Here is a 14,834-nt window from a genome sequence, read left to right as displayed (position 1 = left end):
TATAGGAGTCACCATGGCGGACTCGCCAACCAGGGCGCTGCGTCGATCTCTAGCCGGGCGCCAGCATCACTTTTCAGTCGAGTCGCTGAGGGGGAAGCTGGTGCGCGGTGTAAGGGACTAGCTGGAGAGCGGTTCGAAGGGCTATGAGAAGGGCGATTCAAAGGACGGTGCAAAGGGCCTGCCGAGCCCGGCGTGGCAATCGAACGTGTCGCGTCATCGTCGAAGGCTCCGACGAAGCCAGCAATACCGGCGTCGGCCAGTTGCCGCGCCAGGACGACGACCTCGGGATGCGAAAGAAACGCCCGCCAGCGCCTGGCGCCGACAACACCGACGCCAGGGCGGCGGCGCCAGTCGGCTGCGTCCAACGTCGCCAGCGTGCGCCAGGAGTCATGCTCGGAGATACCCCCGGCCGAGGGCGCTCCCAGGGCGCTTAGCCACTGCGGGAAGCCGCGATGGCTGGTCTCGGAGAAGGCAACACCAAGACGCTCTGCGGTGACCTTGCCGATGCCGCTTGCCTGGGCCAGTCGCTCTGGCGACAGTTCCCGCCAGTCCAGCAACCCCGCCACCAGGCCGGCGTCCACCAGCACCTTCCAGGTGCCTTCCCCGACGCCGTCGAGATCCAGCGCCGATGAATCACTGAGCCAGGCCAGGCGAGCCAGAAACTGCTGCCGACAGCCCGGGGTCGGGTGCCAGCAACTCAGCAGGTGAAAGTCCGATTCCGCGGGAACCTCGAGGTCAAGCCTCTCGGCTGCGCGCCAGGCCACCCCCTTTAGCTGAGGGATGATCAGCCCGGCCAACTCGATGATCGCCTGATCGCCGGGCCGCAGATCCCACTCGCGCCAGCGTGACAGGCTCCCCAGGCTGACCTGGCTCAGCCTGCGTCCATCCACCTCCACCGGCACAAGCCGGGCCACCGGGGTGATGCGACCGCTGCGACCAATGCGGAACGCTATGTCGGCTACCTCCGCCAGGGCCTCTCGCGGTGGATACTTCCAGGCCAGTGCCCAGTGCGGCGGCTCGGCCTGCCAGGTCACACCGTCGGGCCTGCGCCCACGCCGTAGTACCACGCCATCGGTGGCGAAGGGCAGCGGCGAGCGATACCAGCGCTCGCGCCAGGCGGCGGCGTCCTCCTGGGATTCAACAGGGTGGGTGTATCGCGATATTTGACCCAGGCCCAGGCGCTCGAGCCCTGACAGTCGCTCCTCGAGCGCCCGCGGCCCCATCGGCCAGGACCAGACGAACAGACCGATACGCTGGCCCAGCGCAGGGGACAACTCATCGCGGGCAAGCCAGCCGGCCACATGGGAGCGTGCCCCTGCCCCGCCATCCCGCTGCTGGACATGATCTTCAAGGCGCTCATACAGCTCACCCTGAAACACCAGACCATCGCCGTCGGCAAGCGACTGCCAATCACCTGCCAGGCGCTGGGGAATCGACGGGATGACTGCGGCATGGCGTGTCCAGTCCTGGCCGGTCCGCCCGTCCCCACGACTGTACACGCCCGCCAGGCGGCCTCCGTGATAGACAAGGCTGACCGCCACACCATCCACCTTGGGCTGAATCCAGATATCGGTAGCGCGGTCGGCCGGTGCTATCGTCGCCGACTGTGACTCCTGTCTCTGTGGCGACGAAGCTTGCGGCGCCGGCGAGTCTGGAACACCGGTCGAAAGCCAACGCTTCACCTCGGCGGCGCCCTGCGCCTTGCGAAGCCCGGTATGCGCCACAGGGTGGCGCTGCCAAGGGGTGGCACTATCCACTGTCGGCGCGGAAGACCTATCCTTGAAGTCCGCCACCTCGAGCTCGGGAAAACAGCGCTGGAGTTCGCGCCACCGACGTTCGGTCTGGTCGAACACATCATCGCTGACCGGCGAGCTGCCGTCCTTGCGGTAGGCCAGCTCCCACTGCCGCAGGTGGCTGGTCAACTCGGTGATGCGACTGGACGCCGTGCTCGCCGTCCAGTCAGGACAGCTGGCGTTGGCCCACGACGGCAGGACCAGCGACACCACGAACAGCAGGCATCGCCAGCTGGCTGAGGAACGGTGAGACGAGAGGGTGGTGCTTTTCTGACAAGATACGAAACTCTGACAAGATACGAGACGCCCGGCCATCTGGCCCTCCTTGGTCACGACCGAAGGTCACCATCGAAGGCCACGTCCTGACATGACGGCCGAACGCCTCGACCGATCGGCACATTCGAACGGCGTGCTCAGACGACATACCTGAACGGCGCAGCTGTACGGAGAGCCCGTATGCTGAGGTTACTGGCGACGCTTTCTCAGGTGGCGATCGGTACGTCGCACCGACCACCATGTCAGCACCAGCAACGGCGAGGTAATAGCGACGCCGAGCAGCACCTGTTGACCGATGCTCATAATCGAATATCTCCCAAGGGTTCGCTCTCGAACATCGTTGCATCATGCCCCAGGCACGAAAGGCGCTGCGTCGACAGCACAAAGGCGGGCACGCTCAGTGCAATGACGATGACGGCGGTCAAGAGTCCCTGGTGCTGAAGCAGAATCATCATGATGGCGGCGGCAGTCACCAGGAACGTTGCCAATGCGGCGGTAGCCTCCAGCGCCAACTTGGTCATGAATAGCTCACGATACTGGAGATAATCATCGTCACCGTCCGGCGATACCACGTCATGGGAGTATCGCCATCCAGCCTCGGTGGTCCCGTCATCGCCAGCCCCCTTACGCGACGGCGACTCCTTGCGCCAGAGTTCCTGCTGTGACGCCAGCCTGGTTCGCGAGCAGGTCGGGTCCGCGTGAAGACGCTGAAAGTGCCCCTGATGATGGCGCTGATAGAAGTGATAGTGGTGCCTTGCTTCGCCCATCTTCTGATCCCCCTGTCGTTGCTACCGTCTTGGCGCAGCGCTCATGTCCCTGATCTGGTCTCACCCGCACTTCGGCTCTTCTTCGTGCCGCCCGGGGCACCAGCCAGTATTCCTGTCACGGGCGCTATGGCCTCTTTCCATCGTGCCGACCACACCATCGTGCCGACCACACTTCAATCGCGGCCAAGGCATGTCCTTCCACGAACCGCCTTCTGTCCCGCGCCCCAAATGCCAAGGACATGGATATATACCGACGTCCAATTCACACAGGCCATACATGCCTGTCGCCGAAAGCGCCTCTTTCCTGACATCTATCAGGCGGCTCGCCGGCGTTTTTTATCGCTGATCATTCTCACGTTCTGGCCGCCTTCCAGCCGCTTTCTAACCGCTTTTCCGGCGACGTGGGCGTCACTTTCCCGTGCAGGCCACTTGGCCGCCGATGGTTCTTGAACAGCGGTTTCCCGACAGCGGTTTCTCGATAGTGGTTTCTCGACAACGATCTGGCGATGGACAACGACACATCGAACCTTTGACTACCGAGAACCAACGACCATCACTGGCTGCCTGACAGATGATGACGAGCCGATGCGATACCGCGCTGCCGACTAAGCGGCATCTGCATCCTGCCTCCATCTAATATTAGCCGTGAGCCAAAGGCTTCTCCGCCCGCATGCGCGGATATGAAAAGGAATGAGATGATGTCGCCGTTTGACGCATAACCCGGCGACAAAGAGGTAGGCAAAGACGCACAATCACCATCAGGTCACCAGAAAACTTGCGACCGCTCTGCCAACGTCTCTTCGCACATTCGCGGCCCCCCCCCGCCGCCACAGTGCGACAAGGCCCGCCTGGCGAACCAGGCGGGCCTTGTCATGTCGGCAGGCGCGGACACCGTGCCGATACTGTCGGATGAGGGCTCAGATACCGGCGGCGGCGCGCAGAGCGTCGGCCCGGTCGACCTTCTCCCACGGGAAGGCGGTAAAGGTCTCGGTGTGGATCTCGCCTTCGGTATCGGTCCAGCTATAGCTGGTCTCGAAGGGCTCACGGCCAAAGTGACCGTAGGCTGCGGTCAGCTGATACATGGGATGCAGCAGGTCCAGCATGCGAGTAATGGCATTGGGGCGCAGGTCGAAGTGATCGCGCACCAGCTCGACGATACGCTCGTCATCGATACGACCCGTGCCGAAGGTGTTGATCGACACCGAGGTCGGCTCGGCGACACCGATGGCGTAGGACACCTGGATCTCGCAACGCTCGGCCAGTCCCGCCGCCACAACGTTCTTGGCCACGTAGCGGCCGGCGTAGGCGGCGCTGCGGTCGACCTTGGACGGGTCCTTGCCGGAGAAAGCGCCACCACCATGTCGCGCCATGCCGCCGTAGGTGTCGACGATAATCTTGCGCCCGGTCAGGCCACAGTCACCCACCGGACCGCCGATGACGAACTTGCCGGTCGGGTTGATGTGATAACGCGTGCTGTCGGACAGCCACTCCGCCGGCAGTACCTGCTCGATGATCTCGCGCTGGACCATCTGGCGCAGCTGCTCCTGGTCGATGTCTGGATCATGCTGGGTGGACAGCACCACGGCATCGACCGCGCAGGGCTTGCCGGCATCGTCGTAACGGAAGGTCAGCTGGCTCTTGGCATCGGGACGCAGCCAGGGCAGCAGGCCACGCTTGCGCAGCTCGGCCTGGCGCTCCACCAGCCGATGGCTGTAGTGGATCGGCGCCGGCATGTAAGAGTCGGTTTCGTTGGTGGCATAGCCGAACATCAGGCCCTGATCACCGGCGCCCTGATCCTCGGGCTTTTCGCGATCGACGCCCTGGGCGATTTCGACACTTTGCTTGCCGATCAGGTTGAGCACCCCGCAGGTCTCGCCGTCGAAACCGACGTCGGAGGAGGTATAGCCGATATCCATGATCACCTTGCGCACCAGCTCCTCGAGATCCACCCAGGCGGAGGTGGTGATCTCGCCGGCCACGATGGCGACACCGGTCTTGACCAGGGTCTCGCAGGCCACACGGGCATTCTTGTCCCGCGCGATCAGGGCATCGAGCACGGCATCGGAAATCTGATCGGCAATCTTGTCCGGGTGTCCTTCGGACACGGACTCGGAGGTAAACAGGGAGTATTCGCTCATGGCGTCCTCGACCCTCTGTAGGATAATCGGCAGGCGGGCCTGGCAAGATGGAAACGGGAGCGACCGTGATCGACGATCGCACTATGCAGATTCCGCGTGGACCTGGCGGGACGAAATTCTACACGCTCGACCGTCCGGTTCCTAGCGACAGGCCGGGCCATGGCAGACCCTGCCAGGCATGGATCAAGTCCCCGGCATTTGATGGATCTGTCATTTCCGGCGACAATATGTCCCCGATCGATCCGCGCCGCCCCTCCCGCCCTCGTTGTCCACAGGCACGACAGGCGGCGCCTATCCTTGACGCCGCTGCGCCGCCCCCACCGGGCAGGCCAACGTCAGATTGCCACTTTGCCCCAGGCGAGGAGCCCTCAATGCCGTCCCGTTTCGAACTGGCCAACGCCATTCGCGCCCTTTCCATGGATGCCGTCCAGAAGGCCAACTCCGGCCACCCCGGAGCCCCGATGGGTATGGCCGATATCGCCGAGGTGCTGTGGAACGACTACCTCGTTCACAACCCTGACGATCCCAAGTGGGCCGATCGCGACCGTTTCGTGCTGTCCAACGGCCACGGCTCCATGCTGCTGTACTCCCTGCTGCACCTGTCAGGCTACGACCTGGGTCTGGAAGAACTGCAGAACTTCCGCCAGCTCCACGCCAAGACCGCTGGTCACCCCGAGTACGGCTACGCTCCCGGCGTCGAGACCACCACCGGCCCCCTCGGCCAGGGCCTGGCCAACGCCGTCGGCATGGCCATGGCAGAGCGCACCCTGGCGGGTCAGTTCAACCGCCCGGGCCACGAGATCGTCGACCACTACACCTACTGCTTCCTCGGCGACGGCTGCCTGATGGAAGGCATCTCCCATGAGGTCGCCTCGCTTGCGGGCACCCACCAGCTCGGCAAGCTGATCGCCTTCTACGATGACAACGGCATCTCCATCGACGGCGAGGTCGAAGGCTGGTTCACCGACGATACCGCCAAGCGCTTCGAAGCCTACGGCTGGCACGTGGTACCGGCGGTGGACGGGCACAAGCCCGAGGAGATCAAAGCCGCCATCGAGATGGCCCGCACCCAGCAGGATCGCCCGACCCTGATCATCTGCAAGACCGTCATCGGCTTCGGCGCCCCCAACAAGCAGGGCAAGGAAGAATGCCACGGCGCGGCACTCGGCGAAGAGGAAGTCGCAGCGGCGCGCAAGCAACTCGACTGGCCCCACGCGCCCTTCCATATCCCCGAGGATATCTACCAGGGCTGGGACGCCTGCGAGCGTGGCCAGAAGCACCAGGCCGACTGGCAGGCTCGCTTCGAGCGCTACCAGCAGGAGCACCCGGAGCTGGCCCGCGAATTCCTGCGTCGCCAGAAGGGTGAATTGCCGAGCGAGCTCAACAGCGAAGCGCTGGTCGAGGCCGCCCAGCAGAAGGGCGAGTCCGTGGCCTCACGCAAGGCCTCGCTGAACTGCCTCAACGAGCTCGGCCCGCAACTGCCGGAGCTGCTGGGTGGCAGCGCCGACCTGGCGCCTTCCAACCTGACCTTCTGGAAGGGTGCCGAGGCCATCAGCGCCGAAGCAGCAGGCGGCAACTACCTGCACTACGGGGTACGCGAGTTCGGTATGGGCGCCATCATGAACGGTATCGCCCTGCACGGCGGCTTCGTGCCCTACGGCGCCACCTTCCTGATCTTCATGGAATACATGCGCAACGCCGTGCGCATGGCGGCGCTGATGAACCAGCGCGCCATCTTCGTCTACACCCACGACTCCATCGGTCTGGGCGAGGACGGCCCGACCCACCAGCCGATCGAGCAGCTGACCAGTCTGCGTACCACCCCGAACCTGTGCACCTGGCGCCCCTGCGATGCGGTCGAGACCGCTGCCGCCTGGGCCCACGCGGTCAAGCGCAGCGCCGGCCCCACCGCGCTGGTACTGTCCCGTCAGGGCCTGCCCCACCAAGAGCGCAACAAGAGCCAGCTGGCCAACATCCAGCGTGGTGGCTACGTACTCAAGGACAGCGAAGGCACCCCTGAGCTGATCCTGATCGCCACCGGCTCCGAGGTGACACTGGCCATGCAGGCCGCCGAAACCCTGGAAGCCGAAGGCAAGCAGGTGCGTGTGGTATCGATGCCGGCCACCGACGTCTTCGACAGCCAGGACGCCGACTACCGTGAGTCCGTCCTGCCGCGCAGTGTTCGCGCCCGTCTGGCCATCGAGGCAGGCCATCGCGACTACTGGAGCAAGTACGTGGGCCTCGACGGTGACACCATCGGCATGTCCAGCTTTGGCGAGTCGGCCCCGGCGGGCGACCTGTTCAAGCACTTCGGTTTCACCGTGGACAACCTGGTGGAACGCGCCAAGGCGCTGCTGGGTTAAGTCCAGCGCGGGCCGGCACGCCCGGCCTGTTGCGACCAAAAGCGTGACCAGCAGAAACGAGCAGGGGCACGGCTTACGCCGTGCCCCTGCTGTATCTAGCGACCTTGATGGTCGGCCTAGGCGGCCTGGTCCTCTATCCTGCGCGGTTGTTGAGGCAGGCTTGGATCAGGCGATGGTGACATCCGGCGCCAGATAGACGTCCTGAATGGCGTTGAGCAGGCTTACCCCGTCGCGCATCGGCTTCTGGAAGGCCTTGCGCCCGGAGATCAGGCCCATGCCACCGGCCCGTTTGTTGATCACCGCGGTACGCACCGCCTGGGTCAGATCGCCCTCTCCGGTGGAGGCACCGCCGGAGTTGATCAGCCCGGCACGGCCCATGTAGGCGTTGGCCACCTGATAGCGGGCCAGATCGATCGGGTGATCGCTGGTCAACTCGCTGTAGACCTTCTCATGGGTGTTGCCGAAGCCGATGGTGCGATAGCCATCGTTGTTCTCGGGCAGCTTCTGCTTGACGATGTCCGCCTTGAGCGTCGCCGCCAGGTGGACCGCCTGACTGGTGAGGTCGGAGGCCACATGATAGTCGGTGCCCTCATGCTTGAAGGCCGGGTTACGCAGATAGGCCCACAGCACCGTCACCATGCCCAGCTCGTGGGCGCGCTCGAAGGCCGCGCTGATCTCTTCGATCTGGCGACGGCTCTCGGGAGAACCGAAGTAGATGGTCGCACCCACGGCGACGCACCCCATGTCGAAGGCCTGGTCGACCTCGGCGAACAGGGTCTGATCGTAGATCGCCGGATAGGTCAGCGTCTCGTTGTGGTTCAACTTGAGCATCATCGGGATGCGGTGGGCATAGCGGCGCGCCACCGACGACAGGCCACCCAGGGTGGAAGCCACGGCGTTGCAGCCGCCCTCGATCGCCAGCTCCACAATGTTGGCCGGATCGAAGTAGATCGGGTTGGGTGCGAAGGAGGCGCCAGCGGAGTGTTCGATCCCCTGATCCACCGGCAGGATGCTGAGGTAACCGGTGCCCCCCAGACGGCCATGGTTGAACATCGTCTGCATGCTGCGCAGCACCGCCGGCGAGCGGTCGGAGTCCATCATCACCCTGTCGACGAAGTCCGATCCCGGCAGGTGGAGTTGCTCCTTGGCGATACCGCGACATTCATGAGTCAAAAGGTCCTCTGCCTCGGCACCCAGCCAGCTGGCAATATCACTCATCATCAATCTCCCTGTCATGCCCGACCCAGTCGGGCGGTAGGCGAATAGTCAGTCTACACAGGGTAGCGGATGACGCGCTGCAACGAGAGCCCCTGCTGACCAAGGCACCATGAGTCGGCACAATGGCTCAATTCCCCTGGCCCCGGCCAGTGACAATGACCCAAGAGGATTGCAATGTCCGTGTTACGAGGCTTTTTATGGCTTTCGCTGCTGTGGCTGGTCGGCGACCTGGTGGTCAGCCTGGGTGAACTGCCGCTGTCCCCCGGCGTCGTCGGACTGATGCTATTGACTGGTGTCTTCGTACTACGAGGCCGCATGCACGAAGACGTGGCAGCGGCGGCACAGCCGCTGATCATGCTGCTGGCGATGCTGATCATGCCCGGCGTGGTCGGGGTGTTCTGGGTGCTCGACCAGATCTCGGGGCACTGGCTCGCCGTGGGGCTGGCGCTGACCCTGGGCACTCTGTTGAGCGTTGCCAGCACCCTGTGGCTGATGCGCCGCCTGCTGCCGGCGACGCCCTCCGAGGCGACCACCACCGCCCAAGGAAAGACCTCATGAGCCTCGCCGTGGTCGATCACCTCGATACATCGATGCTGGCCATCGCCCTGTCCATCGGCGCCTACTTGGCCGGCATGGCGCTGTTTCGGCGGCTCGGCTCTCCCGGCTGGTGCCCGCCGGTACTGCTGGCCTCGTTGCTGCTCGCCGCGACGCTCAAGGCGGCCGGCATCGCCTACGTCGACTATCGCCAGGGCGCCCAGTGGCTGATGCTGTTGCTGGGCCCGGCCACGGTGGCCCTGGCGGTACCGCTCTACCAGCAGATGCACCACATACGCGCGCTGTGGCGACCGCTGCTGGTCTGCCTGCCGGTGTCGACGGTGCTGGCCGCCTGCTATGCGTTGCTGATCGCCTGGGCACTGGGGGCGCCGCCGGAACTGCTGGCCTCGCTGGCACCCAAATCGGTGACCGCTCCCATCGCCATGGGCATCACCGAGCGCCTGGGCGGCTCCGTGCCGATCCTGATGGGGGGATTGTTGATCACCGGCGTCGCGGCCACCGCCTGCGTCAGCCTGTTCGGCCGGCTCTTGAAGATCACCGATCAGCGCCTGCTGGGGCTGGCGCTGGGCATCAACGGCCACGCCATCGGTACCGTGCGCGCCTTCGAGCTGGGCCCCACCGCCGGTGCCTTCGCTTCTCTCGGCATGACGCTGACCGGGGTGTTGACGGCGCTGATGATGCCGCTGGCCTGGCGCCTGGCCGGCATGCTCGGCTGAACCGATTCAGCTTTATTTTTATGCTACCTGCGCGGTTTTATGCCCAGTGTGACGCCGCTGGAGCCGCGACGCGCGGGGCGATTTGAGATAGACTTTCGCGCCTGTGTCCATCCCTCCGTGGAGAGTATCGAGCCCCATGGCCCAGCGTATTGCCATCAATGGCTACGGCCGCATCGGCCAGTGCGTCCTGCGAGCCCTCATCGAACGCAACGACCCCAGCTTCGAGGTGGTGGCGATCAATGAGCTCTCGGGACTCGATACCATTACCTACCTCACTCGCTACGACACCACCCACGGGCGCTTCCCCGGCCGGGTGGAAAGCAGCGACGGCCACCTGATCATCAACGGGCATGCGATCCGGGTGCTGTCCGAAGAGGACCCTGACCTTCTGCCCTGGCGGTCACTCGGCATCGACCTGGTGCTGGAGTGCTCCGGCAGCTTCAAGGATCGCGCCACCGCCGAGCGCCATCTCGCGGCAGGGGCCGGCCGGCTGTTGTTCTCCCAGCCGGCAGAAAGCGACGTCGACGCCACCATCGTCAGCGGCATCAATGACGACGACCTGACGCCCGACGTCCGGGTGGTCTCGGCAGCGTCCTGCACCACCAACTGCCTGGTGCCGATCCTGACCGTGCTCGACGAGGCGCTGGGCATCGAGCACGGTGTGACCACGACCATTCACTCGGCCATGAACGACCAGCCGGTGATCGATGCCTACCACCAGACCGATCTGCGCCTGACCCGCTCGGCGATGCAATCCATCGTGCCGGTGGACACCGGCCTGGCCCGAGGCATCAATCGCCTGATGCCGCACCTGGCGGAGCGCTTCGAGTGCCTCCATGTACGGGTGCCGACGATCAACGTCTCGGCCATGGACATGTCCATCTGCGTCAAGCGCGATACCTCGGCCAGCGAGGTCAATCGACTGCTGCGCGAGGCCAGCGAGTCACGGCTTCCTGACCTGCTGGGGTATACCGAGGAGCCCATGGCGTCCATCGACTTCAACCACGATCCCCGCTCCGGTATCGTAGACGCCACTCAGACGCGGGTGGCCGGTGGCCGCCTGCTCAAGCTGCTTTGCTGGTTCGACAACGAATGGGGCTTCGCCAACCGCATGCTGGACGTGGCCGGGCGCCTCGCCAGCCTTCCCCGGGTTCCCGAGCGATGACACCGCCACTGACCAGCCGTTGCCATTCGCTGTCTCCCTCAGACTTTCCAGACGAGGATCTGCCGACATGAACGTGCGCAAGATGACCGATCTCGACCTCAAGGGTCAGCGGGTACTGATTCGCGAAGACCTCAACGTACCTGTCAAACACGGCCAGGTGACCAGCGATGCCCGTCTGCGCGCCAGCTTGCCGACCATCAAGGCAGCTCGCGACGCAGGTGCCAAGGTGCTGCTGATGAGCCACCTGGGCCGCCCCACCGAAGGCGAGCCGGCCGACGAGTTCACCCTGGCACCGGTGGCGGCCTACCTCGGTGACCTGCTGGACTGCCCCGTGCGCCTGGTGACCGACTATCTCGAGCAGGAACCGAGCCTGGAAGACGGCGACGTGGTACTGCTCGAGAACGTGCGCTTCAACCAGGGCGAGAAGAAGGACGACGAAGCCCTGGCCAAGCGCTACGCCGAGCTGTGTGACGTCTTTGTGATGGACGCCTTCGGTACCGCCCACCGTGCCCAGGCCTCGACCCACGGGGTGGCCCGCTTCGCACCGACCGCCTGCGCGGGCCCCTTGCTGGCCGCCGAACTCGATGCCCTGGAAAAGGCGCTGGCGACTCCCAGGCGCCCGATGACCGCCATCGTCGGCGGCTCCAAGGTCTCGACCAAGCTCGAGGTGCTCAACGCCCTGTCCGAGAAGTGCGACCAGCTGATCGTCGGCGGCGGTATCGCCAACACCTTCATCGCCGCGGCGGGTCACAACGTCGGCAAGTCTCTTTACGAGGCCGACCTGGTGGACAAGGCCAAGGCGCTGATGGCCAGGGTCGAGATTCCGCTGCCCACCGATGTGGTCGTGGCCACCGAGTTCTCCGACTCCGCCGAAGCCGTCACCAAGCCGGTGGACCAGGTCGCCGACAACGAAATGATCCTCGACATCGGCCCGGATACCGCCGCCCGCCTGGGCGACATGCTCAAGAGCGCCGGCACCATCCTGTGGAACGGCCCTGTCGGGGTGTTCGAGATCGACCAGTTCGGTGGCGGCACCGAGGCCCTGTCCAAGGCCATCGCCGAAAGCGACGGCTTCTCCATCGCCGGCGGCGGTGACACCCTGGCAGCCATCGACAAGTACGGCATCGCCGAGCAGGTGTCCTACATCTCCACCGGAGGCGGCGCCTTCCTCGAGTACGTCGAGGGCAAGGAACTGCCGGCGGTCAGCGCCCTCGAGGCGGCCGCTCGCTGAGGTTTGCCGAAAAAGCATCGGCGCTCGTCGGTGCTTTCTACCAAGCCTAAGCCCCGGGGCCGGCCATCGCCGGCCCTTTGACAACCCAAGCGACATGGGCGCGACAGCATCGCGCTCTCGACCTCTTCAAGAATCAGGTACCTCCATGGCACTCGTCAGTATGCGCCAATTGCTGGACCACGCCGCCGAACATGGCTACGGCGTGCCGGCCTTCAACGTCAATAACCTCGAGCAGGTTCGCGCCATCATGGAAGCCGCGGACGCCACCGATTCCCCGGTGATTCTGCAGGCCTCCGCCGGCGCCCGTAAATACGCCGGCGCCCCCTTCCTGCGCCACCTGATCCTGGCCGCCGTGGAAGAGTTTCCGCATATTCCGGTGGTCATGCACCAGGACCACGGCACCAGCCCCGCTGTGTGCCAGCGTTCGATCCAGCTCGGCTTCTCCTCGGTGATGATGGACGGCTCCCTGGGCGAGGACGGCAAGACTCCGGCAGACTACGACTACAACGTCGACGTCACCCGCCGCACCGTCGAGATGGCCCACGCCTGTGGCGTCTCGGTAGAAGGTGAGCTCGGCTGCCTGGGCAGCCTGGAAACCGGCATGGCCGGTGAGGAAGACGGCATCGGCGCAGAGGGCAAGCTGAGCCACGACCAGCTGCTGACCGACCCGGAAGAGGCCGCCGACTTCGTCAAGGCCACCGGCGTCGACGCCCTGGCCATCGCCATCGGCACCAGCCACGGCGCCTACAAGTTCACCCGTCCGCCCACCGGCGACACCCTGTCGATCCAGCGTATCAAGGAAATTCACGAGCGCATCCCGGATACCCACCTGGTCATGCACGGCTCCTCCAGCGTGCCCCAGGAGTGGCTCGAGGTGATCAACGCCAACGGTGGTGCCATCCCAGAGACCTACGGCGTCCCGGTGGAAGAAATCGTCGAGGGCATCAAGCACGGCGTGCGCAAGGTCAACATCGACACCGATCTGCGTCTGGCCTCCACCGGTGCGGTACGTCGCTTCCTTGCCGAGAACCCGGCAGAGTTCGACCCGCGCAAGTTCCTCAAGCTCACCGTCAGCGCCATGAAGGACATCTGCATCGCCCGCTACGAAGCCTTCGGCACCGCCGGCAACGCCAGCAGGATCAAGCCGATCAGCCTGGAAGGCATGTTCGAGCGCTACGCCCGAGGTGAACTTGATCCAAAGGTGAAGTAAGCGTCGATCAGGTTCCCGCAGCGGTAACGCAAAACGCCCCATGCCGGCAAGGCTTGGGGCGTTTCGTTGTGCGCCGCTGGTACAACACCAAACCGCTCGTCAGGTGTCAGCAGGTAGACTCTTCCAGCCGTCGCCGCAACGGAATATTGGCCTCCGTGCGGGCCGAGGACACCGGTAGCTCGGCGCGAATGTCCTCGATGGCATTGAGCAGCGGCTCCAGCGCGGTGAGATGGCGCGGAGCACGCAGTCGCCTTTCAAGCGCCCGATAGACCTCATCGGGGTCTTCCCCCGGCGCCTGGCTCGAGGTAAAGGGAGCGCGCAGTGCGGGAGTCGCCACCGAGACCGGCTCGAATAACCGCGCGTAGGGGTCTTCGCCGGACCAGGTCAGACACAGCAGATGATCCCGGGTGACCTGAACGTTCAGTTCCGGATAACTGCGGGCAAGACGCACGAGACAGTCAACGACATCATCGGTAAGAAACGCCGCCAGGGCGTCATGTTCCGCCGTGCAGGCGACGAAATAGCGAGAAAAGGCGCCCTCTCCCCAGCGTTCGCCGGTGGAACCGTGGTGCAACAGTCGCCACTTGCCCTCTCGCGGGTTGCAAAGATCCACCGCCGCCACCTCGAAGAGATCGCAGATCAGGCCGTTGCGATGATAGGTCCGACGGTCCTTGTCCATGCCCTCGTCATAGGCAAAGCGATAGACCCAGTATTCGCCACCGACGCGCTCATCAGCAGCCCTGCGGCAGTACTCAAGCTCGCCATTGTCCGCATAGGTACGCTGAAAGTCGGTGATCTTTCGCCGGAGCGTCGTCAGCATCGCATCAAGATCGACATCGGGCTCGGCCAGTCGAAAGTCGAGCTCCGCCGCACGCCGCACCAACAGTCGCAGGAAGGCGGCCACCCGCTCGGTGGCGTGCCAGTCGAAACCCAGCAAGGCTGCCCCGACCAGCGCCAGCGGAATCAGCCACGGCCAGGAGAGCCCTCCCGCCAGGGTGATGATAAAGCCGAGCGTGCCCAGCAACAGGCAGAGAAGCCCCAGCGCCAGAATCGTGGAGGAAGGACGCGGATTGAGCGACACGTCCTCGTCCCGGGCGCGATCCAGGATCTGGATCAGCGACTCCCGTGATCTGGCCGCTTCCGCGGCATGCTGCTCGCGGCGCGTAAACCGATATGCCTTCCATAGCGGCGTCATCGTCGCGCCTCTCCTTCGCTCATGGTGATAGCTCTCTTGATGGCAACCTTGATGACAGTGATGTCAGCAGCAACAAGTCTAGTGTCCACCAAGACCTGGGCGCCCCTTGGCATGGCCACATCAGGGGTACACGGGCCGTCCCCATGGAGAGTGAAACACATCCTTCGGACCACACCCGGCTGCAGCTGTGCTGAAGCGATAACCTAA

At 64.5% G+C, this 14,834-nt stretch carries 11 protein-coding genes; 6 read left to right on the top strand and 5 right to left on the bottom strand.

From position 1 onward, the window contains the following. Window positions 1-8: 8 nt before the first annotated feature. From ligB to metK, 3 genes are all read right to left on the bottom strand, one after another. Window positions 9-2,108 carry an NAD-dependent DNA ligase LigB gene (ligB, locus tag NFG57_RS01355; protein WP_348815182.1) on the bottom strand — a complete coding sequence of 700 codons (2,100 nt, stop codon included), beginning with the start codon at window positions 2,106-2,108 and terminating at the stop codon, window positions 9-11. Between the two features lie 260 nt (window positions 2,109-2,368). Next, a complete protein-coding gene (locus NFG57_RS01350; RefSeq protein ID WP_045992241.1) occupies window positions 2,369-2,836 on the bottom strand; it encodes a hypothetical protein in 468 nt (155 codons plus the stop codon). Between the two features lie 917 nt (window positions 2,837-3,753). Beyond that, window positions 3,754-4,974, bottom strand: coding sequence for a methionine adenosyltransferase (gene metK, locus NFG57_RS01345; protein ID WP_045992242.1), 1,221 nt, complete (start codon window positions 4,972-4,974; stop codon window positions 3,754-3,756). Window positions 4,975-5,345: 371 nt separating this feature from the next. Between metK and tkt the strand changes: the two genes are divergently transcribed. Continuing rightward, a complete protein-coding gene (gene tkt / locus NFG57_RS01340) occupies window positions 5,346-7,337 on the top strand; it encodes a transketolase (RefSeq protein ID WP_045992243.1) in 1,992 nt (663 codons plus the stop codon). A 165-nt stretch (window positions 7,338-7,502) separates the two neighbouring features. Here tkt and NFG57_RS01335 read toward each other — a convergent pair whose 3' ends face one another. Then, entirely contained in the window at window positions 7,503-8,555 is a 1,053-nt protein-coding gene (locus NFG57_RS01335; protein ID WP_045992244.1) for a class I fructose-bisphosphate aldolase, read from the bottom strand. A 174-nt stretch (window positions 8,556-8,729) separates the two neighbouring features. Between NFG57_RS01335 and NFG57_RS01330 the strand changes: the two genes are divergently transcribed. From NFG57_RS01330 to fba, 5 genes are all read left to right on the top strand, one after another. Next, entirely contained in the window at window positions 8,730-9,113 is a 384-nt protein-coding gene (locus tag NFG57_RS01330; RefSeq protein ID WP_045992245.1) for a CidA/LrgA family protein, read from the top strand. Further along, window positions 9,110-9,826 (top strand): LrgB family protein, encoded by a 717-nt coding sequence (locus tag NFG57_RS01325; RefSeq protein ID WP_108131766.1) that lies wholly within the window; start codon window positions 9,110-9,112, stop codon window positions 9,824-9,826. The genes NFG57_RS01330 and NFG57_RS01325 overlap by 4 nt, the downstream gene beginning before the upstream one ends. 136 nt (window positions 9,827-9,962) lie before the next feature. Further along, the gene (locus NFG57_RS01320; protein WP_045992247.1) at window positions 9,963-10,991 is read left to right on the top strand and encodes a glyceraldehyde 3-phosphate dehydrogenase NAD-binding domain-containing protein; all 1,029 of its coding nucleotides are present in this window, start codon (window positions 9,963-9,965) and stop codon (window positions 10,989-10,991) included. Window positions 10,992-11,058: 67 nt separating this feature from the next. Next, entirely contained in the window at window positions 11,059-12,222 is a 1,164-nt protein-coding gene (locus tag NFG57_RS01315) for a phosphoglycerate kinase (protein ID WP_045992248.1), read from the top strand. A gap of 145 nt (window positions 12,223-12,367) precedes the next feature. After that, window positions 12,368-13,432 (top strand): class II fructose-bisphosphate aldolase, encoded by a 1,065-nt coding sequence (fba, locus tag NFG57_RS01310; protein WP_045992249.1) that lies wholly within the window; start codon window positions 12,368-12,370, stop codon window positions 13,430-13,432. A 106-nt stretch (window positions 13,433-13,538) separates the two neighbouring features. On the opposite strand, the gene NFG57_RS01305 is transcribed toward fba, so the two are convergent. After that, window positions 13,539-14,627: a hypothetical protein gene (locus tag NFG57_RS01305; protein WP_108449998.1), complete on the bottom strand. Its 1,089-nt coding sequence runs from the start codon at window positions 14,625-14,627 to the stop codon at window positions 13,539-13,541. Window positions 14,628-14,834 lie beyond the last annotated feature (207 nt).

The organism is Halomonas sp. H10-59, assembly GCF_040070555.1.
GTDB classification, from domain to species: domain Bacteria; phylum Pseudomonadota; class Gammaproteobacteria; order Pseudomonadales; family Halomonadaceae; genus Halomonas; species Halomonas litopenaei.
Note: the sequence above shows the minus strand (reverse complement) of the source record. Positions and strands in the feature narration are given on the sequence as shown.

Excerpts from the sequence above, each read along its gene's own strand:
- ligB (WP_348815182.1), bottom strand. The coding sequence starts at position 2,108 with ATGGCCGGGCGTCTCGTATCTTGTCAGAGTTTCGTATCTTGTCAGAAA.
- NFG57_RS01350 (WP_045992241.1), bottom strand. The coding sequence starts at position 2,836 with ATGGGCGAAGCAAGGCACCACTATCACTTCTATCAGCGCCATCATCAG.
- metK (WP_045992242.1), bottom strand. The coding sequence starts at position 4,974 with ATGAGCGAATACTCCCTGTTTACCTCCGAGTCCGTGTCCGAAGGACAC.
- tkt (WP_045992243.1), top strand. The coding sequence starts at position 5,346 with ATGCCGTCCCGTTTCGAACTGGCCAACGCCATTCGCGCCCTTTCCATG.
- NFG57_RS01335 (WP_045992244.1), bottom strand. The coding sequence starts at position 8,555 with ATGAGTGATATTGCCAGCTGGCTGGGTGCCGAGGCAGAGGACCTTTTG.
- NFG57_RS01330 (WP_045992245.1), top strand. The coding sequence starts at position 8,730 with ATGTCCGTGTTACGAGGCTTTTTATGGCTTTCGCTGCTGTGGCTGGTC.
- NFG57_RS01325 (WP_108131766.1), top strand. The coding sequence starts at position 9,110 with ATGAGCCTCGCCGTGGTCGATCACCTCGATACATCGATGCTGGCCATC.
- NFG57_RS01320 (WP_045992247.1), top strand. The coding sequence starts at position 9,963 with ATGGCCCAGCGTATTGCCATCAATGGCTACGGCCGCATCGGCCAGTGC.
- NFG57_RS01315 (WP_045992248.1), top strand. The coding sequence starts at position 11,059 with ATGAACGTGCGCAAGATGACCGATCTCGACCTCAAGGGTCAGCGGGTA.
- fba (WP_045992249.1), top strand. The coding sequence starts at position 12,368 with ATGGCACTCGTCAGTATGCGCCAATTGCTGGACCACGCCGCCGAACAT.
- NFG57_RS01305 (WP_108449998.1), bottom strand. The coding sequence starts at position 14,627 with ATGACGCCGCTATGGAAGGCATATCGGTTTACGCGCCGCGAGCAGCAT.